Below are 463 nucleotides of genomic sequence, written 5' to 3'. Positions count from 1 at the left end.
CGGCTGGACCGTCAGGGGCATCGAGGTCGAGTCGGAGGGCGACATCAACATCACCTCGGTCTGGGGCACCGGCGACCTGTCGGAGAAGCCGGTCGGGCTCACCGCCGTGCGGCTCAAGGTGCATCTCGACGTCGAGGGCGCGACTGCTGCCGAACTCGATGAACTCGTGGCCCATGCCGGGCAGTGGTCGCCGGTGCTCAATACGGTGAAGAACCCCGTCTCCGTCACCCTGGCGCGGGCCTGACGCCGATGGCCGCCAGCGCCCGCATAGCGGAGCCCCTTCCGCTCGACGTCGCCGGGATCGTGCGCGAGACCTTGCGCCCGCGTCTCGGCGCGATCGACGCCGGGGACTATCCCGCCGCCATCCCCCCGGCGCCCGGGGCGCCCGGCGCCTACGGCCCCCACGCCGCCCGCACGACGGCACGCCTGCCGGCCGCCGCCCACCCGATCACGGCGCCCGGAC

The 463-nt window shown here is 74.1% G+C and carries 1 protein-coding gene; it reads left to right on the top strand.

The features are described from left to right. A partial coding sequence (locus C1631_RS25515; protein WP_133248974.1) for an OsmC family protein occupies nt 1–244 on the top strand: 244 nt, incomplete at its 5' end. Between the last annotated feature and the right edge of the window lie 219 nt (nt 245–463).

It is taken from the genome of Chryseobacterium phosphatilyticum (genome assembly GCF_002899825.2).
In the GTDB taxonomy this organism is placed as follows: Bacteria; Bacteroidota; Bacteroidia; order Flavobacteriales; family Weeksellaceae; genus Chryseobacterium; species Chryseobacterium phosphatilyticum.
The sequence above is the reverse complement of the archived record's forward strand: the minus strand, read 5'-3'. Positions and strand labels throughout refer to the sequence as shown.